This is a genomic window from Streptomyces coffeae, from assembly GCF_016741875.1.
GTDB lineage: Bacteria > Actinomycetota > Actinomycetes > Streptomycetales > Streptomycetaceae > Streptomyces > Streptomyces coffeae.
Genome location: NZ_JAERRF010000187.1, coordinates 1 through 507 on the forward strand (window position 1 = coordinate 1; position 507 = coordinate 507).

The window sequence follows — 507 nt, forward strand, 5'->3', positions numbered from 1 at the left end:
TCGGGTGTTGGCGGTGATTCGTGGTTCTGCGGTGAATCAGGATGGTGCGTCGAATGGTCTGACGGCGCCGAATGGTCCGTCGCAGCAGCGGGTGATTCGTCAGGCGTTGGCGAGTGCCGGGTTGTCTGCGTCGGAGGTGGATGCGGTGGAGGCGCATGGTACGGGGACGACGTTGGGTGACCCGATTGAGGCGCAGGCGCTGTTGGCCACGTATGGGCAGGAGCGGTCCGGGGATCGTCCGTTGTTGCTGGGGTCGGTGAAGTCGAATATTGGTCATACGCAGGCGGCTGCGGGTGTGGCGGGTGTGATCAAGATGGTGGAGGCGATGCGGCGTGGTGTGTTGCCTGCGTCGCTGCATATTGATGAGCCGACGCCGTATGTGGATTGGGGCAGTGGTGCGGTTCGGTTGTTGCGGGAGTCCGTGGAGTGGCCGCGGTCCGGTCGTCCGCGTCGGGCGGGTGTGTCTTCCTTCGGTGCCTCGGGCACCAATGCCCATCTGATCCTTGA

Annotated in this window: 1 pseudogene; it reads left to right on the forward strand. The window is 64.1% G+C overall.

Annotation, left to right across the window (positions count from 1 at the left end):
* Positions 1 to 507: pseudogene (locus tag JK363_RS41595) on the forward strand (polyketide synthase); the annotation flags it as partial.